General features: G+C 73.7%; 25 protein-coding genes and 1 pseudogene. 14 read left to right on the top strand and 12 right to left on the bottom strand.

Going from position 1 to position 24,296, the window contains the following annotated elements:
- The first annotated feature begins 21 nt into the window (after positions 1 to 21).
- From ACH45E_RS04495 to ACH45E_RS04480, 4 genes are all read left to right on the top strand, one after another.
- On the top strand, positions 22 to 525 hold the full coding sequence (locus ACH45E_RS04495) for a GNAT family N-acetyltransferase (RefSeq protein WP_361451374.1): 504 nt from the start codon (positions 22 to 24) through the stop codon (positions 523 to 525).
- A gap of 120 nt (positions 526 to 645) precedes the next feature.
- A complete protein-coding gene (locus tag ACH45E_RS04490; protein ID WP_361451377.1) occupies positions 646 to 1,641 on the top strand; it encodes a hypothetical protein in 996 nt (331 codons plus the stop codon).
- A 59-nt stretch (positions 1,642 to 1,700) separates the two neighbouring features.
- On the top strand, positions 1,701 to 2,576 hold the full coding sequence (locus tag ACH45E_RS04485; protein WP_361451380.1) for a hypothetical protein: 876 nt from the start codon (positions 1,701 to 1,703) through the stop codon (positions 2,574 to 2,576).
- A gap of 37 nt (positions 2,577 to 2,613) precedes the next feature.
- On the top strand, positions 2,614 to 3,480 hold the full coding sequence (locus tag ACH45E_RS04480; RefSeq protein ID WP_361451383.1) for a fructosamine kinase family protein: 867 nt from the start codon (positions 2,614 to 2,616) through the stop codon (positions 3,478 to 3,480).
- A gap of 18 nt (positions 3,481 to 3,498) precedes the next feature.
- Here ACH45E_RS04480 and tap read toward each other — a convergent pair whose 3' ends face one another.
- Entirely contained in the window at positions 3,499 to 5,697 is a 2,199-nt protein-coding gene (tap, locus tag ACH45E_RS04475; protein WP_361451386.1) for a telomere-associated protein Tap, read from the bottom strand.
- A 165-nt stretch (positions 5,698 to 5,862) separates the two neighbouring features.
- On the opposite strand from tap, the gene tgmA reads away from it, so the two are divergent.
- A complete protein-coding gene (tgmA, locus tag ACH45E_RS04470; protein ID WP_132853957.1) occupies positions 5,863 to 6,054 on the top strand; it encodes a putative ATP-grasp-modified RiPP in 192 nt (63 codons plus the stop codon).
- A 15-nt stretch (positions 6,055 to 6,069) separates the two neighbouring features.
- Positions 6,070 to 7,065 (top strand): ATP-grasp ribosomal peptide maturase, encoded by a 996-nt coding sequence (gene tgmB, locus ACH45E_RS04465; protein WP_361451389.1) that lies wholly within the window; start codon positions 6,070 to 6,072, stop codon positions 7,063 to 7,065.
- 54 nt (positions 7,066 to 7,119) lie between these two features.
- Here tgmB and ACH45E_RS04460 read toward each other — a convergent pair whose 3' ends face one another.
- Both ACH45E_RS04460 and ACH45E_RS04455 read right to left on the bottom strand, forming a co-directional pair.
- Positions 7,120 to 7,341 carry a hypothetical protein gene (locus ACH45E_RS04460; RefSeq protein WP_361451392.1) on the bottom strand — a complete coding sequence of 74 codons (222 nt, stop codon included), beginning with the start codon at positions 7,339 to 7,341 and terminating at the stop codon, positions 7,120 to 7,122.
- Between the two features lie 91 nt (positions 7,342 to 7,432).
- Positions 7,433 to 7,684: a DUF5133 domain-containing protein gene (locus tag ACH45E_RS04455; RefSeq protein WP_361451395.1), complete on the bottom strand. Its 252-nt coding sequence runs from the start codon at positions 7,682 to 7,684 to the stop codon at positions 7,433 to 7,435.
- 234 nt (positions 7,685 to 7,918) lie between these two features.
- On the opposite strand from ACH45E_RS04455, the gene ACH45E_RS04450 reads away from it, so the two are divergent.
- Positions 7,919 to 8,143 carry a hypothetical protein gene (locus tag ACH45E_RS04450; protein WP_361451398.1) on the top strand — a complete coding sequence of 75 codons (225 nt, stop codon included), beginning with the start codon at positions 7,919 to 7,921 and terminating at the stop codon, positions 8,141 to 8,143.
- 44 nt (positions 8,144 to 8,187) lie between these two features.
- Positions 8,188 to 9,075, top strand: coding sequence for a Gfo/Idh/MocA family oxidoreductase (locus ACH45E_RS04445; protein ID WP_361451401.1), 888 nt, complete (start codon positions 8,188 to 8,190; stop codon positions 9,073 to 9,075).
- Between the two features lie 64 nt (positions 9,076 to 9,139).
- Here ACH45E_RS04445 and ACH45E_RS04440 read toward each other — a convergent pair whose 3' ends face one another.
- Positions 9,140 to 9,418, bottom strand: coding sequence for a GlsB/YeaQ/YmgE family stress response membrane protein (locus ACH45E_RS04440; RefSeq protein WP_361451404.1), 279 nt, complete (start codon positions 9,416 to 9,418; stop codon positions 9,140 to 9,142).
- Positions 9,419 to 9,570: 152 nt separating this feature from the next.
- Here ACH45E_RS04440 and ACH45E_RS04435 point away from each other — a divergent pair, with 152 nt between their 5' ends.
- Positions 9,571 to 10,710, top strand: coding sequence for a PP2C family protein-serine/threonine phosphatase (locus tag ACH45E_RS04435; RefSeq protein ID WP_361451407.1), 1,140 nt, complete (start codon positions 9,571 to 9,573; stop codon positions 10,708 to 10,710).
- 155 nt (positions 10,711 to 10,865) lie between these two features.
- Positions 10,866 to 11,321: a hypothetical protein gene (locus ACH45E_RS04430; RefSeq protein WP_361451541.1), complete on the top strand. Its 456-nt coding sequence runs from the start codon at positions 10,866 to 10,868 to the stop codon at positions 11,319 to 11,321.
- Positions 11,322 to 11,325: 4 nt separating this feature from the next.
- Here the strand turns inward: ACH45E_RS04430 and ACH45E_RS04425 are convergent, their stop codons facing one another.
- From ACH45E_RS04425 to hypA, 7 genes are all read right to left on the bottom strand, one after another.
- On the bottom strand, positions 11,326 to 11,463 hold the full coding sequence (locus ACH45E_RS04425; RefSeq protein ID WP_361451410.1) for a hypothetical protein: 138 nt from the start codon (positions 11,461 to 11,463) through the stop codon (positions 11,326 to 11,328).
- A 183-nt stretch (positions 11,464 to 11,646) separates the two neighbouring features.
- Complete coding sequence (gene hypE / locus ACH45E_RS04420; RefSeq protein ID WP_361451413.1) at positions 11,647 to 12,714, bottom strand: hydrogenase expression/formation protein HypE; 1,068 nt, start codon at positions 12,712 to 12,714, stop codon at positions 11,647 to 11,649.
- Entirely contained in the window at positions 12,707 to 13,831 is a 1,125-nt protein-coding gene (gene hypD / locus ACH45E_RS04415; protein WP_361451415.1) for a hydrogenase formation protein HypD, read from the bottom strand. Before hypD ends, hypE begins: the two co-directional genes overlap by 8 nt.
- Complete coding sequence (locus ACH45E_RS04410; RefSeq protein ID WP_361451418.1) at positions 13,828 to 14,109, bottom strand: HypC/HybG/HupF family hydrogenase formation chaperone; 282 nt, start codon at positions 14,107 to 14,109, stop codon at positions 13,828 to 13,830. The genes hypD and ACH45E_RS04410 overlap by 4 nt, the downstream gene beginning before the upstream one ends.
- Positions 14,110 to 14,130: 21 nt before the next feature.
- Positions 14,131 to 16,533 carry a carbamoyltransferase HypF gene (hypF, locus tag ACH45E_RS04405; RefSeq protein ID WP_361451421.1) on the bottom strand — a complete coding sequence of 801 codons (2,403 nt, stop codon included), beginning with the start codon at positions 16,531 to 16,533 and terminating at the stop codon, positions 14,131 to 14,133.
- Positions 16,530 to 17,273, bottom strand: a complete 744-nt coding sequence (hypB, locus tag ACH45E_RS04400; protein ID WP_361451424.1) for a hydrogenase nickel incorporation protein HypB — start codon at positions 17,271 to 17,273, stop codon at positions 16,530 to 16,532. Before hypB ends, hypF begins: the two co-directional genes overlap by 4 nt.
- Before the next feature lie 3 nt (positions 17,274 to 17,276).
- Entirely contained in the window at positions 17,277 to 17,672 is a 396-nt protein-coding gene (hypA, locus tag ACH45E_RS04395; protein ID WP_361451427.1) for a hydrogenase maturation nickel metallochaperone HypA, read from the bottom strand.
- Between the two features lie 254 nt (positions 17,673 to 17,926).
- Here hypA and ACH45E_RS04390 point away from each other — a divergent pair, with 254 nt between their 5' ends.
- Positions 17,927 to 19,168, top strand: a complete 1,242-nt coding sequence (locus ACH45E_RS04390) for a cytochrome P450 (protein ID WP_361451430.1) — start codon at positions 17,927 to 17,929, stop codon at positions 19,166 to 19,168.
- Positions 19,169 to 19,286: 118 nt separating this feature from the next.
- On the opposite strand, the gene ACH45E_RS04385 is transcribed toward ACH45E_RS04390, so the two are convergent.
- Complete coding sequence (locus ACH45E_RS04385; RefSeq protein WP_361451433.1) at positions 19,287 to 20,828, bottom strand: helix-turn-helix domain-containing protein; 1,542 nt, start codon at positions 20,826 to 20,828, stop codon at positions 19,287 to 19,289.
- A 388-nt stretch (positions 20,829 to 21,216) separates the two neighbouring features.
- Here ACH45E_RS04385 and ACH45E_RS04380 point away from each other — a divergent pair, with 388 nt between their 5' ends.
- From ACH45E_RS04380 to ACH45E_RS04370, 3 genes and pseudogenes are all read left to right on the top strand, one after another.
- Positions 21,217 to 21,837: an L-threonylcarbamoyladenylate synthase gene (locus tag ACH45E_RS04380; RefSeq protein ID WP_361451436.1), complete on the top strand. Its 621-nt coding sequence runs from the start codon at positions 21,217 to 21,219 to the stop codon at positions 21,835 to 21,837.
- A 286-nt stretch (positions 21,838 to 22,123) separates the two neighbouring features.
- A complete protein-coding gene (locus ACH45E_RS04375; RefSeq protein WP_361451439.1) occupies positions 22,124 to 22,879 on the top strand; it encodes a dienelactone hydrolase family protein in 756 nt (251 codons plus the stop codon).
- A 128-nt stretch (positions 22,880 to 23,007) separates the two neighbouring features.
- Positions 23,008 to 24,257, top strand: a pseudogene (locus ACH45E_RS04370) (glycoside hydrolase family 64 protein).
- Positions 24,258 to 24,296 lie beyond the last annotated feature (39 nt).

The raw sequence follows: 24,296 nt of genomic DNA, 5'->3' as shown, positions 1-24,296 counted from the left end.
GGACCGCAGCACAATGCACGGGTGGACGACATCATCATCCGCCCGGCCGAGCCCGGCGAACTCACCGCCGTCGCCGGGCTCCGCCGGCAGTGGGTCCTCGAGAACGGCGGCCAACCGCGCGCCGGACGCGACGAGTTCGTACGGCACTTCACCGGCTGGGCGCGGGAGAACGCCGCCTCGCACCGCTGCCTGGTCCTGCTCCGTGGCGAGTCCGTGATCGGCATGGCCTGGCCGGCGGTCCTGCCGCGGGTACCCCATCCGCATGCCCTGGAGCGGGCCTCCGGCGATCTGCAGTGCGTCTACGTCGTTCCCGGCGAGCGCGACGGCGGCCTCGGCGGGCGGCTCATCGACGCGGTCCTCGACCGTGCCCGGGAACTCGGCCTCGAACGGGTCACCGTCCACTCCAGCCCCCGGGCGGTTCCGGCCTACGCCCGCCACGGATTCGACGCCTCGCCCAGGCTGCTGCACGCCCGCACCGGCCGCTCGGGCGGCTCGGGCGGCTCGGGCGCCGACGCGCCGGGGTAGCCCGTCCGGGTCCGGTGGCTCGTGCGGCGGTGGGGCGGGCCTTAGCGTGAGCCGCGAGATCAGGGATGCCGCCGGCGCCGGTGCGCGCGGCGCGCTCACGCCGAGAAGGGGCCGGCCGTCATGCCCGACACACCACTGCCGGCCGTCCGCCGTGTCCTCGCGGCGGTCCTCTGCGCCCTGTCCGGCGTGGTGGCCGTCGCCTCCCCTGCCGACGCCGGGGTCGGCGAGGTGACCGAGTATCCGATCACCAGCACCGCCGCCGGCTTCCCGTCCGGGATCACGACCGGGCCGGACGGGGCGCTGTGGTTCGCGCAGTCCGGTGCGGACCGGATCGGGCGGATGGCGGCCGACGGAACGGTCGCGGACCACCCGACGCCGACTCCGGGCAGCGCCCCCTTCGGCATCACGCCCGGGCCCGACGGCGCGCTGTGGTTCACGGAGTCGGGGGCGGGCCGGATCGGGCGGATCACCACCGCCGGCCGGATCACCGAGTACCGGCTGCCCCATGCGGACAGCGCCCCGCTCGGCATCACGCCCGGGGCCGACGGCGCGCTGTGGTTCACGGAGTCGGACGCGAACCGGATCGGGCGCATCACCACCGCGGGCCGGATCACCGAGTACACCGTGCCCACCCCGGACGGCTGCCCGTACAGCATCGCCGCCGGGCCGGACGGCGCGCTGTGGTTCACCGAACTGCTCGGCGGCAGGGCCGGCCGGATCGATCTCACCGGGCGGATCACCGAATTCCCGCTCGGGGCCGACGACTTCCCCGACGACATCGTCTTTGGACCCGGAGGGATGTGGCTCACCGCCTCCGGCACGAACTCCGTGGACCGCGTCGACCTCGCAGGCCGGGTCACCCGCTTCCCGCTGCCCCAGCCGGACAGCGGGCCGAGCGGGATCACCCGCGGCCCCGACGGGCAGGTGTGGTTCGCCGAGCAGTCCGGCCGGATCGGCAGGATCACGGAGACCGGCGCCGTCCAGGAGTTCGCGGTGCCTTCGGGCGCCGACAAGGTCCCCTTCCGCCTCACCACCGGCCCGGACGGCTCCGTCTGGTTCACCGAACTGCCCGGCAACGCGCTCGGACGCGTGCAGGCGCTTCCCGCTCGACCATGACAGTGGGCATCATCGGGTCGGCTGCCCGGCGAGCGCCGGGAGGGAAGCGGGAGGAAGCCGTGGGCGAGGCACTGTCGCGGGCGATGTGGCGACGGTACGAACCGGTGCACGACCTGGTCTACGCGCCCGGGATCCGGCAGACCACCGACGCGCTGGGGATGCGCGGCTTCTGGATGGGGTACTTCGCGCTGCGGGCCGCACCGCTCGGCGCGGTGCCCCCGGCGGTCGTCACCAGCTGCTTCTACGTCTTCCACCGCGACCGGGTGGAACGGGCCCTGCCCGACGCCTGGGGGTACGCCGCCCCGGCCGAGGTCCTCGCGGCGCGGGCGCGGGCCGTGGACGCCGCGATGACGCGGCTGTTCGGGCCGGAGGCCGTCACCTCCCCCGAACTGGCCGAGGCTGCCGACCTGGCCTGGGCCGCGGCGATGGCCGCCGACACCGAGGGCCGGGTCCTCGGCGCGGCCAACCAGGCCCTGGAGCGCCCGGAGGAACCGCATGTGCGGCTCTGGCAGGCCGTCACCACGCTGCGCGAGCACCGCGGCGACGGCCATGTCGCCGCCCTGGTGGGTCACGGGCTCGGCCCGGTCGCCGCGATGGTGCTGAAGTCGGCCGCGGGCGAGTCCGACGGCTCCGTCCTGCGCGAGGGCCGCACATGGGACCTGACGGCATGGCGGGCGGCCGAAGCCGACCTGCGCGAGCGCGGCCTGCTCGCCGCCGACGGGACGCTCACCGTGGCCGGCGTCGCGGAGCACGAGGCGGTCGAGGCACGGACCGACGCCGCCGCGCAGCGGCCGTGGACCATCCTGGGCCAAGACGCCACCGAACGCCTCGCCCGCCTGCTCGAGCCGCTGGCCAGGACCGTGCGCGAGGCCGGCCTGCTGCCGTCCGGCAACCCCGTGGGCCTGACCGGCGACCCGGACACCGACCGGGAGTGATCCGCCCGCCGGCCAAGTCGGCCCGTACCCTGGGGGCGTGGCCGACAGCAGCGAGGAACCGGGGGCGGTGGCGTCCCGGCTCACCGGGCGTCCGGTGACCGGTGGGCGTCCGCTGTCCGGGGCCCTGGCCGAAGTCACCCTCGACGACGGCACGGTGGTGGTGGTCAAACGCGCGGACGGCCCGCGCGCGGTGCGGGCGGAGGTGGCCGGACTGCGCTGGCTGGCCGCCGCCGGTACGGTCCGGGTGCCCGCCGTCCACGGCCACGACGAGCACTGGATGGTGACCGAACGGATCCCGACCGGGCTGCCCGGCGCCGAGGCCGCGGCGCGTTTCGGCCAAGCGCTGGCCGCCCTGCACTCCGCCGGGGCGCCCGCGTTCGGGTCGCCGCCGCCCGACGGGCCCAAGGACGCCTACATCGGGCTCGCCCCGATGTACAACAGGGCCGGGGCCGACTGGCCGCGCTGGTACGCCGAGCACCGCGTGCTGCCGTACCTGCGGCGGGCCGTCGACGACGGAACCCTGCGTTCCGCCGAGGCGGCCGTCGTCGAGCGGGTCTGCGAGCGGCTGCCCGGTCTGGCCGGGCCCGCCGAGCCGCCCGCCCGGCTGCACGGCGACCTGTGGAACGGCAATGTGCTCTGGGGCGCCGACGGGCACGTCCACCTCATCGACCCGGCCGCGCACGGCGGACACCGGGAGACCGACCTGGCCATGCTCCACCTCTTCGGCTGCCCCCACCTGGACCGGATCCTGGCCGGCTACCAGGAGGCGGCCCCCCTCGCCGACGGCTGGGCGGACCGCGTCGGCCTGCACCAGCTGTTCCCGCTGCTGGTGCACACGGTGCTGTTCGGCCGTGGGTACGCGGAGCAGGCCCTCAGGGTGGCCCGGCGGGCGACCGACGCCTGAGCGGCGCTCGAAGCCGGCCTACTCCCCCTCGTCGGGTGCGCCGATCCGGCCGGACTTGATGTAGCGGGCCAGGTTGAGGTGGTCGCCGTGCTCCTCGCGCAGCCCCTCCGCCCACAGCACGCTCTGGGTGCCCTCGTGTTTGACCATGCCCGGGCTGACGCCGATGCGGAAGCCGCCGGGCAGGGGCTTGCCGTCCCGGTACGGGAGGAGGTCGAGCGGGGTGGGGCCGTCGGAGGCGTACACCGCGCAGTCGGAGAGGACCGCCACGGGGTACCGGCCGGTCGCGCGGGCCACCGCGAGCATCTTGCGGTGCATGTTGGTCCGCGCCTTGGAGATGACGGCGGCGCGGATGTCGGGGCGCCAGGTGGGCCGGTCCAGCGCGGGCCAGCGCTCGCCCGGCCGCCAGCCGCTGCGGGCGCGCTCGCGCAGCTTGCCGATGCCGCCCTTGACCGTGGCCTTGATCGCCGCCAGCACCAGGGCCAGTTCCGGGTCCCGGTCCTTGTGGACCTCCATCGCGGCCAGGAACTCCTCGGGCGCCATGCCGGTGGTGACGCCGAGGTCGGCCATGGTGGCGATGTAGGCGTCGCGCAGCCTGGTGTACCAGGCGTCCAGGTACGGGCCGTGCTCGGGCCGGACGTAGGCCTCCAGCGGGCCGACCTCGTGGCCGAGTTCGAGCGCGTACGCCACGGTCGGCGTCGCGTACCAGGCCGGGCCCTCGGGCGGCTCGCCGTCCGGGGTGAACGGGCTCGGCAGGCGCGGGTCGAGCCGGACATGGGACAGGTCGACCAGCCAGGAGCCGGGCAGCGACGGGTCGAAGGCGGGGTTGTGGAGGTGGACCGGCGCGCCGAGGCCCACCACCGTACGGTTGGCCGCCGCCGCGAACGCCATGTTGACGTCCACGCCGACGAGGTACGGCCGCATGCACTCCTCGTCGGTCAGCGGCCGGGCCCAGTCGTAGGCCTCCTCGCGCAGCACCTCGGCGGGGGTGCGCTGGTGGAAGCGCGGGAGGTGGGCGAGGAGCGGGTGGCCGTCGGGGGCCTCGCACGGGGCGCAGTCCACGGCCTCCGTCAGGGCGCCCGGGTTCGGCGCGGACACCCACTGGCCGTCGTCCTGCTTGACCGCGCGGGTCGGCGGATGCAGCGCCGTCATCAGCTCCAGGCCGGTGACCGCGGTGGAGCCGCGCGGGGTCAGGACCCGCGCCGCGTACGTACCGAGGACGCGAGCCAGGTCGGCGGGCGGCAGGTCGGCGGCCTCACCCCAGTGCCGGGTGTCCAGCGCGTGCCAGGAGGGGATGCACAGCTGGACGCAGGCACGCCGGCCGCCCTGTGCGGGGCGGTAGATCCGGGCCCACGGGCCGAGCCCGCGCCTGGTCAGCTGCCAGTCGGCCTTCTTCAGCTGCCGGACCGTCTTGTGGGACTCCGGGAGACGGCCGGCGAGGCGCTCCTCGTCGGTGAGCCGGGCGGGCAGCCCGTACCGCTCGCAGGCCGCCGCCGTCAGCACCACCAGCGGGTCGGCGTCCTTCCCCGACCGGTGCAGCCGCGCCTGCCCGAGTCGTGCCTCGCCGAGCGCCCACTCCACCAGCGCGGGGAGCGACCGTGCGGGCACGTCCAGCACCAGCCCGCCGACGCAGTACGCCGTCACCTCACCGTCGGTGATATTGATCACGGCGAGCGGGCCGTGGGCGAAGCGCGGGTCGACGGGCTCGGCCGGGGCGGGCGCGGCGGGGGTACGGGGCCGGGAGGGCGGTGTCTTCCCGGCGCTGGGGCGCCTGGCCGACGCGGGACGGGAGGGGACGGGCGCGGGGGACCACCGCGGGGACGTCTCCGCGGCGGACGCCGGTTCTCCGGCCGGTGCCGAGGCGGCGGCCGGCGCCGGTGACGCGGCGAGCGAGGAGCCGGGGTGACCGGGCGACTGCCGGGGGCCGGCGGCGAGATCGCGCGCGGCCGGTGGCGGTGGGGCCGGGTAGCGGTCGGCGAGGCCGGCGAGGAGCCGTCGGTAGGCCTCGAGGCGTTCTCCCCTGGGCTCGGCGCGGCCGGCCTCCCAGGCCTCGATGCTGGGCACCCGTACGCCTAGGGCCTGGGCCACGGCGGCCCGGGTCAGCCCGGCCGCCTCCCGCAGCCGCGTCCGCTCCGCAGGGACGGGCAGCACGGTGCCGCCGTCGACCGCGGCGAGCAGCGAGTCGACCGCCGAGAAGAGCTCATCGGGCTGGTCCGTCATTTCCACATCCGTCTTTCTCCCTGACGCCCTGCCGGATGCTATCTCAGCACTCACGCAACAACGCTCCGCAGTTTTCCCAGCTTCCGGCCGTGATCACGGAGAGTAAGGAAACCAACCACCCGTTCGACTCGTATAAGGAGGTGGAAGCCGAAACAGGGAGAGACCATGCAACCGTTCACGCTCAACTACGCGCGCCCCGCTGTGCAGTTGGACGTCACCACTCCGTACGCGTATGACTCCGGACTGCAGTTGAACGTCTTCCCCGACGGGCGGATCGCCGCAACCGACCACGCGACACTCAGAGCACTGGGGACCACCACCTCCACCGCCGGCTCCAAGACCCACTTCGACGACTGAGCCGGGCCCCGCAAGATGACCGTGCTCATCCTGACCACCGAAGAGGACGTGACCGCCGACATGGTGGTGCTCCGGCTCAACGAGTCGGGTGTCCCGGTGGTCCGGTTCGACCCCGCCGACCTGACCCGTGGCGTCGCCCTGTCGGGCGAGTACGTACACGGCGGCTGCCGCGGACACCTGTCCGTCGGGGGCCGGCTGGTCAGCATGAACGGCCTGCGCTCCATCTGGGTGCGCAGGCCGGGAGCAGCCGCCGCCCGTGCCGCCCAGCCGTCTCAGTGGCTGACGGAGGAGTCCTCCCAGGCGCTGTACGGCATGCTCCGCTCGACCGACGCCCGCTGGATGAACCATCCGGACGCCGCCCGGCGGGCCCGCCACAAGCCGTGGCAGCTCCGGGCCGCCCAGCTCAGCGGGCTCGCCGTGCCGGCCACGCTGATCACCACGTTCCCGCAGGCCGCCCGGGAGTTCGCCGAGCGCTTCCCGGATCTGGTGGTCAAGCCGGTCTCCGGCGCGCATCCACAGGAGCCGCCGCGCGCGGTGCCCACCAGCCGGGTCGCGCCGGACACCGACTTCTCGGCCGTCGCCTTCGGCCCGACGCTGCTCCAGCGCAGGGTCGCCAAGCGGGCGGACATCCGTCTCACCGCCGTCGGGGAGCGGCTGCTGGCCGCCCGCAAGCCGGTGGCGCCGGACGCGCACCCCGACGACGTGGACGTCCGTTTCGCCCCGTCGGCCGGCCCCTGGGCGCCCGTGGAGGTGCCCCCGCGGGTCGCGGAGGCCGTCCTCAGATATCTGAAGGAAGCCGAACTGGCTTACGGAGCTTTCGACTTCGCCGAGGACGCCGACGGGATCTGGTGGTTCCTGGAGTGCAACCAGTCGGGTCAGTTCGGCTTCGTGGAGCTGGACACCGGCCAGCCGATCGCCCGCAGCATCGCCGACTGGCTGGCGTACGGCACGGCAGAACCGCGCTCATCGGGGAACGGAACGGCGAACGGAACGAGGAGGTCCGCCCGCTGATCACGTCGTGCCGGCCGCGGCGTCGCGGCCGGACCGCACACGGTGCCCGTCGCCTCAGGGCGATCCGGGACCCGGCAGCTGCGGCATCCGCTCCCACGCCGGGGCCGGTGCCGCGGCCGGCGGCAGTCCGGGGCCGGGCAGGTGTCCTTGCGACTGCAGGGGCAGCATGACGACCTCCAGCTCCCTGCGCAGGCGCTCGGCCTCTCTGCGTACCCCCGCGGGTATGTCACCGCGTTCCGCGACAAGCCGGTCGTAAATGGGAGAATCCTGGAACACCCGTCAACATGCCTTTCGGACAACGGCCCATGGACATGGGCACGGTTGACGAGTGTAAGGATCCGGGCGAGTCCGCGTACGGGTTCCCCCGTCACACGGCCAAGGAGAGTCCGCCGTCCCCTTCCGTGTCCGTTCCGGTCCACCGTCCCGTCGCCGGCAGCAGGGCGTCCGCCCGGGCGACGGCCTCGCCGATGTCCATCGTCGCCATCATCACGCACAGCGTGTAACTCACGTCCTCGAGTTCCCGTGTCACCGCCGGTGTGCTCTGCTCGGCCTGGGCGATCCGCAGCGATGCGTAGCGGGTCAGCAGCTTCCTGACGGCCTTCGGGTCCGGGACCAGCACGAGGTGCCCCTCTCTAGAGTTTTGTGCACCGTATGCCCGCAAAGCCGTGGATCATGCCCATCTCGCGCGCCACGCCGTGGAGATGACGCGATCGTGTCGCACGCGCGCAGGGGCGGGGATCTCCGTGCGGCTGCCGGGCCGACCTGGGATCGTCACCGTTCCTTCACCCGCACCGCACGCATCCGTGACCCCGTTGTGAGCACTCGAAGTGCGTTGTCCGGACAAGGGGATGTCGTGGTCATCGTCGCCGTACTGCTGCTGCCGCTGCTGGCCGCCCTGCTGGTGGTCATGGACCGGGTGGAGGAGCACCTGCTCACCTCTGCCCCGGCCGGGCCACGGCATGCCGGCCGGCGCAGGCATCTGAGCCTGGTCCGGGGTGGGCGGCGGAGCGGGCCGGCCGAGCATGCGCGGACGGCGATCGCGGGCGTGCGGACCACGGCGGAGCGGCCGGCCGCCTGACGCACCGCGTTCCCGGCGGGCCCGGAGTGTGCGAGGCTGGCGCGATGCGCATCGGACTGCTCGGCACCGGCCCATGGGCCCGCATGGTGCACGCCCCGGCCCTGAGCGGACACGAGAAGACGGAGCTCGTGGGCGTGTGGGGGCGACGCCCGGACGCCGCGGCCGAACTGGCAAAACGTCACGGCACGCGTGCCTACGACGACGTGGACGCCCTGTTCGCCGAGGTGGACGCCGTCGCCGTCGCCCTGCCACCGGACGTCCAGGCCCCGCTCGCCGAGCGTGCGGCCCGCGCCGGGTGCCATCTGCTGCTGGACAAGCCGCTGGCCGCGACGGTGCCGCAGGGCCGGGCGGTCGTCGACGCGGTACGGGATGCCGGGGTCGCCTCGGTGATCTTTCTCACCACCCGGTTCCAGCCCGAGACCGAGGCGTGGATCGCCGAACAGGCGGACCGGGCGGACTGGTTCACCGCACGGGCGGACTGGCTCGGCGCGGTGTTCACGACGGACAGCCCGTTCGCGGCCTCACCGTGGCGCCGGGAGAAGGGCGGCCTGTGGGACGTCGGACCGCACGCCCTGTCCGTACTGCTGCCCGTCCTGGGCGACGTGCGGCATGTGGCGGCCGCGGCGCACGGCCCCGGGGACACCACCCATCTGATACTGGAGCACGCCGGGGGTGCCACCAGCACCTTGACGCTGAGCCTCACCGCCCCGCCCGGGGCGGCCGGAGCCACCGTCGAACTGCGGGGCGCGGCCGGGGTGACCGCGCTTCCGGAGAGTTCCGAGGGCGCCCTCGCCGCCTTCGGCCGGGCCGTGGACGCGCTGATCGGCGCCGCCCGCACGGGTCGTCCCCATGCGTGCGACGCCGGTTTCGGTCTGCGCCTGACCGAGATCCTCGCCACGGCCCATACGCTGCTGCCCGATCGGGCCGACTGAGCCCCGCGGCTGTCCGGGGCGGGTTCGCAGGGCCCGCGTCCTGAGCCCTGCCCCGCCGTAGGAGTCACGCGTGCCGGTGTGAGTGCCGGTCGCCGCTGACGAGCCGGTAGAGCACCAGCAGGATCAGCGAGCCGACGATCGCGGCGATCCACGTCGACAGGTCGAAGAAGCCGTCGATGGAGTCGACTCCGAAGATCACCTTGCCCAGCCAGCCGCCGAGCAGGCCGCCGACGATACCGATCAGCATCGTGATGATGATGCCTCCGGGGTCCTTGCCCGGCAGCAGCATCTTGGCGATGGCACCGGCCAGCAGACCGATCAGGATCCAGGCGATGATGCCCACTTGTCCTCCACAATCCGTCGGAATTCCGTGCTCCTTACGGATGTGCCGAGACGGTGCGGGCAAACCTGGGATTCGTAAAAACGTGAAACACCGCCAGCACGGCACCCGCCGTTTCCCGGGCCCGGCCGGGCGGCCGGGCGTAGCGTGGGCATGTGGGCAGGGTGGGCGTGCGGCCGTCGAGCCGGTATGCGGACCGCCCCGGCTGGCTGCGGGGAGCGCCGCCGCCGCGCTGGGTGCGGGTGCTGCCCGTGGCGCTGCTGGTGGGCGTGACGGCGGCCACGGTGGCCAGTCCGCACCCGCTCGACATCGGCTTCATGCTGGGCGCCATCCCGCCGCTGGCCGTGCTGTCCTACGGACCGCTGGCGACCGCGGTGCTGGGTGGTGCGGCCATCGGGCTGCTGAACGTGCCGGCCGCGAATCTGGACCGGCCGGGCAACACCGACCTGCTCACCATCTGTTTCGTCTCCTTGCTGAGTGTGTTCGTCTCCTTCGTGCGCAGCCACCGCGACGCCCAGCTGGTCACCGAGCGGACGGTCGCCGAGGCCGTGCAGCGGGCCGTGGTGCCCCCGCTGCCGGAGCGCGTGGGACCGGTGGGGTGCGTGGGCCTGTACCGGGCGGCGCAGCAGGGCACGCTGGTCGGCGGGGACTTCATCGACGTACGGATGAGTCCGCACGGGGTGCGGGCGGTGATGGTGGACGTGCAGGGGCACGGGCTGGTGTCGGTCCCGACCGTGGTGTCCCTGCTGGGGGCGTTCCGGGAGGCGGTGCTGGACGAGCCCGATCTGGAGTCCGTCGCCGCCCGCCTGGACCGCAGGCTCCGGGTGGACTCGGCGGCCGTCCGGCACGCCGAACTGTTCGCCACCGCGGTCTTCCTGGAGTTCTCCTGCGACGCCCGGTCGGTGCGGATGGTGGCCTGCGGTCATCCGGCACCGCTGCTGCTGCACGCGGGGCGGGCCCGCGAGGTCGAGGTCGTGCCGGGGGCTCCGCTCGGGCTCGGGCTGACCGATCTGGACCCGCCGAAGGAGGCCACAGTGGAGCTGGCGCCGGGCGACAGGCTGTTCCTGGCCTCGGACGGTGTCTGGGAGGCCAGGGACTCCGCCGGCGCGTTCTATCCGCTGGGCGACCGCCTCGGCGCGCTCGCCGCGGGCGATCCGGCCGGGCTGCCCGGCCGGGTGTGGGCGGATCTCGTACAGCACTGCGGCATCGTCCTGGACGACGCGACCATGCTGCTGCTGACACCGGAGCCGGCGCCGCTGCCGGTGTCGCCGGAGATCGTCGCTCCGTCGGCCTGAGTCACCCCCGAATCACTCCCGGCACGGTGGTCACAGAAACGCCACACTGCGCCACCCCTTCCGCCACATAGAAATATCTACCAGCATGCATATGCCGACTTGGGGTGCGGTCGCCCCGTAGCGCCAGATATCAGCCGGAGCAGCGCATGAACACGATGTGGACGCAGGGCGTGGAGTGGCTCGCCGCCGCCGCGCCGGACCCCCGGGCCTGCAAACGGGAGTGGGATCACGGCGACGGCGTCTCGCTGCTGGAGGCCGGCCGTTTCTGGGACCTGCTCAGCGTGCCCGAGCGGCTGGGGCTGCTCACCCTCGATCTGCTCTGGCAGCCCGCGCTGCCCGTCCCCGGACCCACCCTCGTGGACACCGTGGCCCACCGGGTCGGCTTCTTCCTGCCGCCCGATCCGTCCGGCCGGTGGATCGGCTCCGGAGTGCGGTACACGACCAAGGGCGCCTGGGTGGCCGCGCCCCCGCCGTACCGGCCCACCCGGTCCCTGGAGTGGCTGATCCCACCCGACGGCACCGGCGCGCTGCACTCCCCGGCCACCCTGGAACTGGCGCTGTGCCAGGCCAACGGCACCCTCGCCGTCCTGGCACCGGCATACGACGGCTGACCCGTCAGCGGCGCCCCGGCCCCGGCGCCTCGGATCCGTCGGGGACGGTACGGCCCTCGGCGCGCCACTCCGCGACCAGCTGGGCGTAGATCGGCTCGCGCGTGCGCAGCGCGGCGACCGCCGCGACGGGCCGGAGGGGCACGGGTTCCGGGCACCGTGAGCGCCTGAGCGCGAAGGGAAGTCGGTCCATGCCGGTGCCAACGCCCGCAGCGCGCCGGTGGTACGCGGGCACCCCACGCGCTCACCGGCCCGGGTGAACCCATCGCCCGATCGGGCCATGCGCCGGTCCGACAAGCACACGATGCTCGGGGCCCGGCGCGGTGCGTCAGCAGATCCGGGGCAGTTGCTCGCCGATCGGCATGTCGACCACCCGGGTGCCGCCCAGACCGGTGCGGGCCACCACCATTTTGGGGTGGTCGGCCACCGCCTCGCCGATGATCCGGGCCTCCGTGCCCAGCGGATGGTTCCGCATCGCGGCCAGGACGGCGTCGGCGTGCTCGCGCGGCACGAAGGCGACGAGTTTGCCCTCGTTGGCGACGTAGAAGGGGTCGAGGCCCAGCACCGCGCAGGCGTTGGCGACGGCGGGCGGGACCGGGACCTCGCGTTCGGTGAGGACGACGCCCGTGCCGGAGGCGGCCGCGATCTCGTTGAGGGAGGCCGCGAGACCGCCCCGGGTGGGGTCGCGCAGCACGTGCAGATCCGGGGTGACGGCGAGCATGGCCTCGACCAGAGAGCCCAGCGGCGCGCAGTCGCTGACGATCTCCACCCCGAACTCCAGGCCCTCGCGGACGCTCATGATGGCCACGCCGTGCACCCCGACCGGGCCGCTGACGATCACCACGTCACCGGGCACGACCCGCTGCGGGCGCAGGTCGACCCCGGCGGGCACGAGACCGATGCCGGCGGTGTTGACGTAGATCCCGTCGCCGTGTCCGGCCTCGACCACCTTGGTGTCGCCGGTGGCCACCTCGACGCCCGCCGCCCGCGCGGCCGTGCCGAGCGCCTCGGCCACCCGGGCGACGGTCTCCATCTCCACGCCCTCCTCCAGGATGAACCCGCAGGAGAGGTAGGCGGCCCGGGCACCGCTCATGGCGAGGTCGTTGACGGTGCCGTTGACGGCGAGGTCGCCGATGCTGCCGCCGGGGAAGAACAGGGGCCGTACGACATAGGAGTCGGTGGAGAAGGCCAGCCGGGCCCCGCCCAGGGACACGGTGGCGGCGTCACCCAGCTGGGCCAGGGTGGCGCCGCCGAAGGCCGGGGCGAAGACGTGCTCGACCAGTTCGGCGGAGAGCGTCCCGCCCCCGCCGTGGCCCATGACGATCCGGGGCTGGTCGCGCAGCGGGGCCGGGCAGGTCCAGCCGGTCAGGTCCAGAGTGTCGGTGGTGTCAGGCAACGGGGCTCGCCTCCCGGGCGGCTGGGGTGGTCTCCAGGCGCCGGTAGAGGTAGTACGCAGCGCAGGCGCCCTCGCTGGAGACCATGGTGGCCCCGAGCGGGGTGCGCGGGGTGCAGCGGGTGCCGAACGCCTCGCACTCGTACGGCTTGAGCAGGCCCTGGAGGACCTCGCCGCTGCGGCACTCGGCGGGTTCGCGGGTCTGGATGTCCTCGACACAGAAGCGGAACTCCGCGTCGTACTCGCGGTACTTCGCGGACAGCCGCCAGCCGCTGCCGGGGATCACGCCGATGCCCCGCCAGGCCCGGTCGGTGACCTCGAAGACGTCCTGGAGCATGGCGCGGGCGGCCGGGTTGCCCCCGGCCTGCACGGCCCGGGCGTAGGCGTTGTCGACGCGGTGCTCGCCGCGTTCCAGCTGGGCCACGGTACGGCGGACGCCTTCGAGGATGTCGAGGGGTTCGAAGCCGGTCACGACGATCGGGACGCGGTGCCGCTCGGCCAGCTCCGGGTACTCGTCGACGCCCATGACGGTGCACACGTGCCCGGCGGCCAGGAAGCCCTGCACCCGGCAGTCCGGGGAGCGCATGATCGCCTCGATGGCGGGCGGGACCCGGACGTGCGAGACCAGCAGGCTGAAGTTGCGGATGCCCAGTTTGCGGGCCTGGTGGACGGTCATCGCGTTCGGGGGCGCGGTCGTCTCGAAGCCGATGCCGAAGAACACCACCTGACGGTCGGGGTGCTCCTGCGCGACCCGCAGGGCGTCCAGCGGCGAGTAGACCACCCGGACGTCCCCGCCCTGGCCGCGCACCTGGAACAGGTCGCGTCCGGTGCCCGGCACGCGCAGCATGTCACCGAAGGAGCAGAAGATCACCTCGGGGCGGGAGGCGATCTCCAGGGCCTTGTCGATGACCTCCAGCGGGGTCACGCACACCGGGCAGCCCGGGCCGTGGATCAGCTCGACCTGCTCGGGCAGGAGCTGGTCGATGCCGTGGCGGATGATGGAGTGCGTCTGCCCGCCGCAGACCTCCATCAGGGCCCAGGGCCGGGTCACCGTGGCGTGGATCTCGTCCAGCAGCCGGCGGGCCAGCTCCGGGTCCTGGAACTCGTCGATGTACTTCACTTGTGCGCCTCCTCGCCCGTCGCCGCTTTCCAGGGGTCTGCGAACTCCTCTTCGAGCATGCCGAGTTCGGAGAAGAGTTCGAGCGTCTGCCGCGCCGACTCCTCGTCGAGGCGCTGCAGCGCGAATCCGACGTGCACGATGGCGTACTCACCGACCTGGAGGTCGGGCAGGTACTCGAGGCACACGTCCTTCACGACGCCGCCGAAGTCGACGGCGGCCATCCGGGTGCCGTCGCGTTCCTGGATGTCCAGCACTCTGCCGGGTACGGCAAGGCACATGGGTCTCTCCTCGCTGTGGGGTCAGCTGTGGGATCGGTCGGGAGTTCCGGGGACGGCTCGGGCGGCCACCACGAGCTGGCCGAGGGCCAGGCCGCCGTCGCCCGGCGGGACCAGGTGGTGGCGCAGCACCGTGAAGCCGTCGCCGTCCAGGGCCTCGGCGCAGGCCGACGACAGCACGGTGTTGAGGAACACGCCCCCGGTGAGGGCGACCGTGTCCACTCCGTGCCGCTCCCGCGCGCGTAGGCAGAGCCGGTGGACCAGGCCGGCCGTGCCCCGGTGGAAACGGGCCGCGACCGTCGCCGCCGGCACGCCGGCCCTCAGGTCGTCGACGATCGCCGCGAGGACGGGTGCCGGATCGGCCCGCAGGGGGCCGTCACCGGGCCGCTCCATAAGGGCGAAGGCGTAGGCGTCGCCGTCCCCGCGGGGGGCGCCCAGCGCGGCGGCCTCCAGCTCGACGGCCGCCTGTGCCTCGTATCCCGCCCGGTGGCACACCCCGGCGAGGGACGACACGGCGTCGAAGAGCCGTCCCATGCTGGAGGTGGGCACGCAGTTGAGGTTCCGCTCCAGCTGCCGCGCGAGTACGGCCATTTCGTCGCGCGGGCAGGTGGCCACGCAGGGCAGGCCGGCGGACCAGTCGAGCCCGGCCGCGCGCAGATGGGCGAGGGCCATGCGGTAGGGCCGGTGCACGGCGGTGTCGCCGCCGGGCAGGGGCACGTAGGCGAGGTGGGCGAACCGGGTGTAGCCGGCGTAGTCCGCGAGCAGGAACTCCCCGCCCCACACCGCCCCGTCGTCGCCGTACCCCGTGCCGTCGAAGGCGACGCCGAGCACCGGGCGGGAGCCGTCCAGGCCGTTCTCGGCCATCGCGGCGGCGATGTGGGCGTGGTGGTGCTGGACGCGGACGACGGTCCGGCCCGCCGCGTTCCGCTCGGCCCACCCGGCGGAGCGGTAGCCGGGGTGCCGGTCGGCCGCCAGCAGGGCGGGCCGGACCGGGGTGATGGACTCCAGCTGGGTCACGGCCCGGGCGAACGCCCGTTGGGTGGCGAGGTCGTCCATGTCGCCGATGTGCGCCGACAGCCAGGCGCGGCGGCCCTCGCCCAGGCAGAAGGTGTTCTTGAGGTCGCCGCCGACGGCGAGCGCCGGGCGGACGGGGATTGGCAGGTCCAGCGGCACGGGCGCGTAGCCGCGGGCCCGGCGCACGAGGAGGGGTCTCCCGTCGCACAGGCGGACCACGGAGTCGTCGCACGGCACGTGGATCGGCCGGTCGTGGGTGAGCCAGGCGTCCGCCAGGTGCGCCAGCCGCACAAGCGCCTCCGCTTCGTCGGTGACGATCGGCTCGCCGGCGACGTTGCCGCTGGTCATGACCAGCAGCCGGGGCCCTTCGGCGTCCCCCGGCAGGCCGAGCAGGAGGTGGTGCACGGGGGTGTACGGCAGCATGACGCCGAGGTCGGGACTGCCGGGGGCGACGGCGGGGGCCGGGCGCAGGGGCGCGGCGTCCTCGCCGGTTCCGCGGCGGCGCAGCAGCACGATGGGCCGGGCGGGGCCGCTGAGGAGGGCGTGTTCCTCGGGACCGAGCCGGACGAGGTGCTCGATGTCGGCGGTGCTCTGGGCCATCAGGGCGAACGGCTTGTCCCCGCGGGCCTTGCGGCGGCGGAGCAGGGCGACGGCGTCCGGGTGAGTGGCGTCGCAGGCCAGGTGGTAGCCGCCGAGTCCCTTCACGGCGACGATCGCGCCACCCGCGAGCAGCGCCCGGGCGGCGGCGACGGGGTCCGCCGTGCCGGTCTCCCGCGGTGCCCCGCCGGGCTCCGCCGCGGCGGTGAGCAGGCGCAGGCGCGGGCCGCAGGCCGGACAGGCGACCGGCTGGGCGTGGAAGCGCCGGTCGGTGGGGTCGGCGTACTCGCGGGCGCAGTCGGGGCACATCGGGAACCCGGCCATCGTGGTGGACGCCCGGTCGTAGGGCAGGCCGGTGACGATGGTGAACCGCGGTCCGCAGTGGGTGCAGTTCACGAACGGGTGGCGATGACGCCGGTCGGCGGGATCCGCGAGTTCCCCGAGGCACGCGGCGCAGGTCGCGGTGTCCGGCGGGACCAGGGTCCGGGCCGGGCCGGTGGCGCGGGAGGCCAGGATGGTGAACGCGGCGGACCCGGTGGCGGGCACTTCCTGGTGGTCGACCGCGTCGACGCGGGCCAGGGGCGGCGCGTCCCGCGCGATACGGGCGCAGAACCGGGCGACGGCCTCCGGCGCGCCCTCGACCTCCGCGACGACGCCCTCGGGCGTGTTGGTCACGTGTCCGGTCAGCCCCAGGGAGGTGGCGAGGGAGTGCACGTACGGCCGGAAGCCGACGCCCTGCACGACGCCCCGCACGGTGATCCGGCGGCGCAGCGCGGTGCGGTGGTCGGTCCCGGCCGGCGGGGGCAGGATGCTCACGAGCCGGACGGGACGGTGACGGTGACGTCGGCGGGGGCGGCGTGTTCGTGCCGGGGACGGCCCATGACGGGGCTGTGCAGCAGCGCGCCGTCCGCCGCCGCCAGCGCCCGGTCGAGCAGGGCGCCGGCCCCCTCCGCACGGCGCACCGAGGTGAGCAGCACCTCCACCCCGGGGTTGACCCGTTCGACGTTGGCGCGGAACTCCGCCTCGTCGAAGCCGACGGCCTCGGCGATGTCGGTCTTGGTGACGACCACCAGATGGGCGAGGCCGAACGCGGTGGGGTACTTCAGCGGCTTGTCCTCGCCCTCCGTCACCGAGGCGAGGACGACCCGGAGCGTTTCCCCGAGGTCGTAGGAGGCCGGGCAGACGAGGTTGCCGACGTTCTCCACGAACAGCAGCCGGGTGGGTTCGGGCAGCCAGCCCTGGAGGTGCCGGGCGAGCATCGCGGCCTCCAGGTGGCACAGCCCGTCGGTGAGGATCTGCTTGACCGGTACGCCCGAACGGGCCAGGCGGGCCGCGTCGTTCTCGGTGGCGAGGTCGGCGGTCAGCGCCGCGACCGGCACGGACCGCTGCCGGGCCAGGGTGAGTTCGTGTTCGAGCAGTGCGGTCTTGCCGCTGCCCGGGCTGGAGAGCAGATTGACGACGGTGGTGCCCAGGGCCGCGAGTTCCTCGCGCAGGGTGCGCGCGGCCTCGTCGTTGCGGGCGAGCACGGCCTGTTGCAGGTCGACCACACGGCACATGGTTCAGCGCTCCTCGAGGATCGGTTCGCGGGTGGTCCCGGGCGTCGGGCCGGTCTCCCAGCGCACGTCGGCGATGCGCAGCTCACGGCCGGACAGCAGCTCGGTGGTCCCGCCGTCGCATCGCGGGCAGCTCAGCAGGGGTGGCATCCCGACGGCCCACTCGTGCGCGCACGGCCCGCAGCGGGCCCGGCCCGGCACCGTGCCGACGGCGAGTTCGGCGCCCTCCAGGACGGTGCCCGCGCAGGCCAGTTCGAAGGAGAAGGACAGGGCGTCGGGGACGACTCCGGCGAGTTCGCCCACCTCCAGCCGCACCGATCGCACCGCGGTGACGTCTCCGGCCCGTTCCGCCGCCTCCTCCACCTCCGCGATCACCGCGAGGGCGATGGACATCTCGTGCATCTGCCTCCGTCCTGGCGCGGGCCGTCCGTACGCGGGCCACGGAGTCCCATTAGAGGCAGGGCGCCGACGGGCCCCGGCCCGGCACGCCGTCACCGGCCGGTCAGGTACGCCGTTTGCCGCAGCGCGGACGGCCCGCATGGATACGGACAGAAAGGGGAGCGTTTCGAAGCCAACTATCACTCAGCCGGTCGAGAGCGGTCGGCGACGGTGTGTACTGCGATGAGTGAACGACCGGACCAGCCAGGAGAGTTGTCGTGACCGTGACCGACCCCAGTGACCGCATCGCCATCGACCCGTTCGGCGCCGACATCCCCGGTGAGAGCGCCCGGCTGCGCGGGCTGGGCCCGGTCGTGCCCGTCGAACTGCCCGGCGGGATCCCCGCCTGGGCGCCCACCGGCTACGAGGTCCTCAAGGAGCTCATCCTCGATCCGCGGGTCAGCAAGGACGCGCGGCAGCACTGGCGGCTGTGGCCCCAGATCGGCGAGCATCCCTCGTGGGGCTGGGTGCTGGGCTGGGTGGGCGTGGTCAACATGCTCTCCGCCTACGGTCCCGATCACCGGCGGCTGCGCAGGCTGGTGGCGCCGAGCTTCACGCACCGCCGCACGGAGGCGATGCGCCCGCGCGTGGCCGCCATCGCCACCGAGCTGCTCGACGCCCTGGAGAAGGCCGGGGCCGACGGCCGGGTCGTCGATCTGCGCGCGGGCCTCGCGCTTCCGCTGCCCCTGCGGTTCATCTGTGAACTGTTCGGTGTGCCCGAGGAGATGCGGGAGGACACCGCGCGCATGGTCGGGGACCTCATGGACACCTCCGACCAGAGTCCGGAGCGTGCCGCGTTCACACAGCAGCGGATCGGTACGGTGCTGGGCGGGCTGATCGCCCACAAGCGTGAGCACCCGGGCGACGACATGACCACCGAGCTGATCCGGGTCAGGGACGAGGACGGCGACCGGCTCAGCGACGAGGAGCTGCTGTACACGCTGCTGCTGGTGATCGGCGCGGGCTTCGAGACCACGGTCAACCTCATCGGCAACGCGGCGGTGGCCCTGCTGCGGGACCCGGAGCAGCTGGCGGCGGTGCGTTCCGGCGCGATCGGCTGGGACGGTGTGATCGACGAGACGATGCGGGTGCACCCGTCGATCGCCACGCTGCCGCTGCGCTTCGCGGTCGAGGACCTGTTGGTGGGGGACGTGACGATCCCGGCCGGGGACGCGATCATCACCACGTACGCCGCCGCCGGGCAGGATCCCGCGCACTACGGGCCGCGCGCGGACCGGTTCGACGCGGCGCGCGCGGCGGACGACCATCTGTCGTTCGGCATCGGGGTGCACCGCTGCATCGGCGCGCCGCTGGCCCGGGTGGAGGCGCTGGCCGCGCTGCCCACGCTGTTCGACCGCTTCCCGGGCCTGCGGCTGGCCGCCGAGGACGACGGGCTGCGGCAGGTGCGGTCGTTCATCGCGTTCGGCTGGCAGGAGGTGCCGGTCACCCTGCGGGGCTGAAACCCCTGATGGGGCCCGACCGGTCCCCCGTGCCGGTCGCGCCCCCGGGACTGCCGAAGGTACGTGTGAGCTGGGCCGTTGGGTATCGCGCCGATGCCCGATGGGGCACGCGGAAGGCTCACCCGTGCACAGGTGCGTCCGAAGGGCCCTGATTCGCCCGGCCCAGCACGGGGGCGGCCAGGTCTCCGGCGGCCAGATGGGCGAGGACCACCTCGTAGAGGTCGGTGCCGGCGGTGAGCAGCCGGTGCTCGAGGACGGGTTCGGCGCCGCGGACGTGCTCCCGCACGGTCTGCGCGTGCACACCGAGGGCCTGGGCCGCGCGTTCGGCGTTGCCGCCGGCGGCGATCCAGGCGCGCAGCGTACCGCGCAGGTCCCGGCCGTCCTGGTCCAGCCGGCCGAGGAGGTCGTGCGCCCAGGTGCCCAGCGCGGACCCGGCGAGCAGGCCGTCGAGCCGCACGGCGGGCGTCCCGGGGGCCGCGCCGTCGGCGGGCGCCAGCGCGTGGGCGGCCTGCGTGTTCAGCGCGAGGTGGGCGACGGCGCGGACGGTGAGGTCGGTGAAGTCGGTGCCGAGCAGGGCCTCGACGCGGTCCATGCGGGCCCGCACGGTGTTGCGGCTGACACCGAGCACCTTGGCCGCGTTCACGGCCGTGAACTGCAGGCCCAGCCGGGTGGTGGCGAGCAGTTCGGCCCGGGTGTGGTGGGCCAGGGTGTCGAGGGGGCGCAGTACGGCGGCGGACCAGGCGTGCAGCGCCGCCGGGTCCATCAGCCGCTCGGGACGGGTGCGTTCGGCGTAGACCGCCGTGTGGTCGGGGCTGAAGCGGGCCACGGCGAGGGCGCTGATCGCCTGGCCGTAGGCGCCGGCGGTCTGCGCGAGGCTCTGCCGGAGGCTGCCGCCGAGGTAGGTGGCGGGGCGTTCGCTGACGAGCGTACGCAGCCCGTCCGGGGCCATGGGCGCGGGGCTGACGACGATGACGTGCCCGTCCATCGCCGGGCAGCGGACGACGAGGGCCTGACCGTCGGTCAGGTGCAGGCACTCGTCGGCGAGCCGGTCCCGTTCCTCGGGCAGGCTCTCGACTACGTACACATGGGCGGTGTCGGTGTCGAGCAGGCCCGGCCAGAGCCCGGCGGCGACCCGGCGGGCGGCGACGGTGTCCTCCACCATCAGCAGTTGCAGGATGGCCAGCCGCAGGTCGGCGGTCGCCCGCCGCAGCCGCTGTCCGGCGGCCGTCAACGCCCGCTCCCTGAGCAGCAGCTCGACGATTCCGGCGGTGTGGGTGACGATCTCGGCGGCGTCCCGGTCGAAGGGGGCCCCGCGGACCACGGCCAGGACTCCCGTCGACGCGTTCCGCGGCTGCGGCTGCCCGGGGTGGCGGATCGCGACCAGGCGGACGTGCCGGCCATCGTCCTGCAGTGCCGCGGCGGAGATCCGGCCGGTGACGAGGTCCGCGACGAGTTCGTCGTCGAGCGTGATCGGTTCACCGGCGAGCAGGGAGCCGTCGCCGCCCCGCAGACAGACGGTCGCGTCCACGGCGCGGGCGAGCCAGGCGACGAGCCGACGCGGATCGCGGGCCGTGGGGCGTAGTTGGTCGAGGAGTTCTTCGGCCCATGTGCCGCGGTGCGGCACCGGTGTCCGCGGCCCGTCGTCCGCTCGGCCTGCCACCTCGGTTTTCTCCCCTCGCCTGTCGCCTCGACCACGGCATACGGAGGGGAAAGGTACCTCACGCGCGGGCCGGGCCGGCGGGGCTCCGTTCCGCTCCGGCGGGGCCGGAGGGTACGGCTCCGCCGGCGGACACGGGGGGAGAGCCGCCGGCGGAGACGCGTTGCCCGGGGCCGGGGGAAGTCCACCGGGCGCTTCGTTGCTCGGATGCCCCGGAAAGCGCTCCCCACACCTCCCGTATCCGGCGGGAGTTCGCTCGGTCTCTCGCGCTGCGGCAGTCCACGCCCGGTGTGCTCGGGGACCAGCGCGCCGGCGTCGAAGGGGTCGGGCGGTCCGCGGCGTTCGCGGGCGCGTGCGCCGTGACGGCGCGTGGTCGGCATAAGCTCGGTGGATGGCGAAGTACTTCGATGTGCACCCCGAGAACCCGCAACCGCGCAGCATCGCCCAGGTGGCCGACGCGATCCGCTCGGGGGCGCTGATCGCATACCCCACCGACTCCTGCTACGCGCTGGGCTGCCAGCTGGGCAGCCGTGACGGCATCGACCGGATCCGGTCCATCCGCCGGCTGGACGACCGTCACCACTTCACGCTGATGTGCCGGGACTTCGCGCAGCTCGGCCAGTTCGTGCGGGTGGACAACGACGTGTTCCGGGCGGTGAAGGCGTCGACCCCCGGCAGCTACACCTTCATCCTCCCGGCGACCCGGGAGGTGCCGCGCAAGCTGCTGCACCCCAAGAAGAAGACCGTCGGCGTGCGCATCCCCGACCACGTGGTCACCCAGGCCCTGCTGGCCGAACTCGGCGAACCGCTGCTGTCCAGCACCCTGCTCCTGCCCGACGAGGAGGAGCCGATGACCCAGGGCTGGGAGATCAAGGACCGCCTCGACCACGTGGTGGACGCGGTGGTCGACTCCGGCGAGTGCGGCACCGAACCGACCACGGTCGTCGACTTCTCGGGCGGGGAGGCGGAGATCGTCCGACGGGGAGCGGGCGACACCTCACGCTTCGAGTGACCCCGGGGAGCCGCGGCGGGTCCGGCGGCCCTGCCAGGGAAGGCAGGGCGCGGCAGCCGCGTCCGTCCTCGCGCGCACCCGCGCAGTCACCCGCGCACGCGGGATCACCACCGCCGGCGCAAGCCGCGCCGAGGGGCCGCCTCCGCCCCTGCCCGGCCCCACCCCGCAGGCCCCGGCCGGGGTCGCGCGCGGGTGTGGCGATCTTGCGTGGCAGCATGGCCCTGCACGCCGCGCCGGGGAGGCAGGCAGCCCCGGTGACCATTCTGCGCAGGGAGACACTCACGCCATGACCGCCGTACAGGGCACCGCCGTGGACATCCCCACCGAGGACGGCACCGCCGACGCCTACCTCTCCCATCCCGTTGACGGCCGCCCCCACCCCGCCGTCCTGCTCTACCAGGACGCCTTCGGACTCCGCCCGCACCTGAGGGCCATGGCCGACCGGCTCGCCGGAGCCGGCTACACGGTGCTGGTGCCCAATGTGTTCTACCGGCACGGGCGCGCCCCGGTGGTGGAACTGCCGGAGTTCATCGACCCCGCCGCACGCCCGCAGATGTGGGAGCAGCTCACCCCGCTCATCATGTCGCTGACGCCCGAACTCGCCGCACGGGACGCGGGCGCCTATCTGGACTGGCTGGCCGGCAGCCCGCTGGCCGCCGACGGTCCGGTCGCGCTGACCGGGTACTGCATGGGCGCCCGGCTGGTGCTGTGCACCGCCGGCGCCCACCCGGACCGGGTCGCGGCCGCGGCCGGGTTCCACGGCGGACGGCTCGCCACCGACGACCCGGGCAGTCCCCATCTGGCCGCCGCACGCATCACCGCCGAGGTGTACTTCGGCCACGCGGACCAGGACCCGTCGCTGCCCGAGGAGCAGATCGAGCGCTTCGAGCAGGCGCTCACCGAGGCGGGTGTCCGGCACCGTTGCGAGGTGTACGCGGGCGCCGCCCACGGCTACACACAGGCCGACACGACGGCGTACGACAAGGAGGCGGACGAGCGGCACTGGACCGCGCTGCTCGATCTGCTGGACCGCTCCTTCTGATCCGTCGCCCTTTTCGCCTTCTGAATCCACCGGCGCGGCGCCCGGCTGCCGGGTGCCGCGCCGGCCGCATGTCGTTCAACTTATTGACATGGACGCATCCCGGCCCGACATTGAGAGCGCTCTCACAAATGGTCCGGACCAATATCCGAACCACCCCGAACCCCACACGGAGGTGGAGAGTGCTCGGCGGATTCCCGCGCAAGGCGCTGCCCCTGGCCGGCTCGGCCGCCCTGGTCGGCGCGTTGCTCACCCTGGGGACACCCCAACCGGCGGGGCCGCGGTGCCCGCCACGATCCCCCTGAAGCTGACCAACAACTCCGGCCGCGGCGCGCCGGTGTACGTGTACGACCTCGGAACGCTGCTCTCCACGGGCCGGCAGGGCTGGGCCGACGCGAACGGTACGTTCCACCCCTGGCCGGCGGGCGGCAATCCGCCGGCGCCCGCGCCGGACGCGTCGATCGCCGGGCCGGCCGCCGGACAGTCGAAGACCATTCGGATCCCGAAGTTCTCCGGCCGGATCTACTTCTCCTACGGCCAGAAGCTGGACTTCAGGCTGACCACCGGCGGACTGGTGCAGCCGGCCGTGCAGAACCCGAGCGACCCCAACCGGAACATCCTCTTCAACTGGTCCGAGTACACCCTCAACGACTCCGGGCTGTGGCTCAACAGCACCCAGGTCGACATGTTCTCCGCGCCGTACGCGGTCGGCGTGCAGCGCGCCGACGGAAGCGTGGCGAGTACGGGGCACCTCAAGTCGGGCGGCTACACCGGGTTCTTCAACGCGCTGCGCGGCCGGCCGGGCGGCTGGGCCGACCTGATCCGGACACGGTCCGACGGGACCGTACTGCGGGCCCTGTCACCGCTGTACGGCGTGGAGACCGGGGCTCTCCCGGCGAACGTCATGGACGACTACGTGAACCGGGTCTGGCAGAAGTACAAGTCGGACACTCTGACGGTCACCCCGTTCACCGACCAGCCGAACACCAAGTACTACGGGCGGGTCTCCGGAAACGTCATGAACTTCACCGACTCCTCCGGCGCGGTCGTCACCGGTTTCCAGAAGCCGGACGCCGCCAGCGTCTTCGGCTGCCACAAACTGCTGGACGCGCCCAACGACAACGTCCGCGGGCCCATCTCCCGCACGCTGTGCGCCGGTTTCAACCGCTCGACACTGCTGGTCGACCCCGACCAGCCGGACACCTCGCCGGCGGACTTCTACCAGGACACGGTGACCAACCACTACGCGCGCGAGATCCACGCGCGGATGACCGACGGCAAGGCGTACGCGTTCGCCTTCGACGACGTCGGCAACCAGGAGTCCCTGGTGCACGACGGCAGTCCGCAGCAGGCGTACCTGACGCTGGATCCGCTGAGCTGAGACGCGGGTGTCCCGCACGCGGACGGCTTCCGCGTGCGG

Source organism: Streptomyces sp. NPDC020299 (assembly GCF_044387825.1).
Classification (GTDB): Bacteria; Actinomycetota; Actinomycetes; order Streptomycetales; family Streptomycetaceae; genus Streptomyces.
Note: the sequence above shows the minus strand (reverse complement) of the source record. Positions and strands in the feature narration are given on the sequence as shown.